Source organism: Bradyrhizobium sp. PRIMUS42 (genome assembly GCF_023006515.1).
Classification (GTDB): domain Bacteria; phylum Pseudomonadota; class Alphaproteobacteria; order Rhizobiales; family Xanthobacteraceae; genus Bradyrhizobium.
Genome location: NZ_JALBGZ010000980.1, coordinates 1 through 1,860, shown reverse-complemented (window position 1 = coordinate 1,860; position 1,860 = coordinate 1). Strand labels below are relative to the sequence as shown.

The 1,860-nt window shown below is 66.5% G+C and carries 2 protein-coding genes; both read left to right on the top strand.

The window, feature by feature from the left end:
* On the top strand, positions 1 to 348 hold a 348-nt coding region (locus MOV75_RS36520; protein ID WP_247007808.1), incomplete at its 5' end, for a helix-turn-helix transcriptional regulator.
* A gap of 297 nt (positions 349 to 645) precedes the next feature.
* Positions 646 to 1,860, top strand: a 1,215-nt coding sequence (locus tag MOV75_RS36515) for a DEAD/DEAH box helicase (RefSeq protein WP_247007806.1), incomplete at its 3' end; no start/stop codon positions are given.

Sequence of the window (1,860 nt, the reverse complement as noted above, 5' to 3'; positions counted from 1 at the left end):
GGACAGGCGGCGCTGCGGACCGCGCGCCTCGCGCAGGCCCGGCGCCTGATCGCGGGACACCTGCAAAATCCGGATCTGGCGCCGACGATGGTGGCTGATGAGCTCGGCGTTTCCGTGCGCCACCTGCACATGCTGTTCGAGACCGCGGAGAAGAGCTTCTCGCAGACCGTGACGGACGAACGCCTGAAACAGAGCCGCCGCCTGATGCGCGAGACCCCCGAGCGGCTGATCGCCGACGTCGCGGCCGCCTGCGGCTTCGAGAGCCTGGCGACCTACTACCGGGTCTTCAACGCCGCCTACGGCATGGCCCCGGGTGACTTCCGGGCCCAGGGCTCGGATCGGCGTTAGCCGCCATTTTGGCGGCTCCGGCCGGAGCGCGGGGCCGGGCGAAAAACCCCGGTCGCGCCCGCTATTTGGTAAAAACCTCAGGCTTTTAGAGCCTTCCCGCGCCCGCTCCATTGACTTTGGCCGATTCCCGCCTATGTTCCGGGACGACGCGGCTCAGATCGAAGAGCGATTCCTGAGCGTTGCGCTTTGTCCGCGTGAGTCAGCACCCCCAGCTTCTTAGAGAGCGCGCCGTTTCGGGGTGGAACGCGACAGCCTTATCACCCTCGATTCCGAACGGCGGTTTCGACCAGAGGCTCAATGTCCTTTTCAAATCTCGGACTGTCCGAAAAAGTCCTCGCCGCAGTGGCGGCCACCGGTTACACCACCCCCACCCCCATTCAGGAACAGGCGATCCCCCACGTCCTCGCACGCAAGGACGTGCTCGGCATCGCCCAGACCGGCACCGGCAAGACCGCGGCCTTCGTGCTGCCGATGCTCACCATCCTCGAAAAAGGGCGCGCCCGGGCCCGTATGCCCCGCACGCTGATCCTCGAGCCGACCCGCGAGCTCGCGGCCCAGGTCAAGGAGAACTTCGACCGTTACGGCGCCGGTCAGAAACTCAACGTCGCGCTCCTGATCGGCGGCGTCTCCTTCGGAGACCAGGATGCCAAGCTGACGCGCGGCGTCGACGTGCTGATCGCCACCCCCGGCCGCCTGCTCGACCATACCGAGCGCGGCGGTTTGCTCCTCACCGGGGTCGAGTTGCTCGTCATCGACGAAGCCGATCGCATGCTGGACATGGGTTTCATTCCGGACATCGAGCGTGTCTGCAAGCTCGTCCCGTTCACGCGACAGACCCTGTTCTTCACCGCGACCATGCCGCCGGAGATCCGGCGCATCACCGAAGCCTTCCTGCACAATCCGCAGAAGGTCGAGGTGTCCAAGCCCGCGACCACCGCCGTGACCGTCACGCAGGTCCAGGTGCCCGCCGGGCGCGAGTCGCACGAGAAGCGCGACCTGCTGCGCCGCCTGCTGCGCGAAGCCAAGGACCTCAAGAACGCGATCATCTTCTGCAATCGCAAGCGCGAAGTGGCGATCGTTCACAAATCGCTTCAGAAGCACGGGTTCAGCGTCGGCGCCCTGCACGGCGACATGGACCAGTCGGCCCGCACGGCCGCGCTCGAGCAATTCCGCAAGGGTGAGCTGCCGTTGCTCGTCGCCTCCGACGTCGCCGCCCGCGGCCTCGACATTCCCGAGGTCAGCCACGTCTTCAATTTCGACGTTCCCCATCACGCCGACGATTACGTTCACCGCATCGGCCGCACCGGCCGCGCCGGGCGCACCGGCACTGCGATCTCGATCGTGACGCCGCTCGACCAGAAGTCGATGGTGGCAATCGAGAAGCTGATCGGCCAGAGCATTCCGCGCGCCGAGGGCGATTTTGAAATCCACGCCGAAGCCTCCGATACAACCGAGCGTCCGCGCGAGTCGCGTGGCCGCGAACGCTCCCGCGGCGGGCGCGGCAAGCCGCAG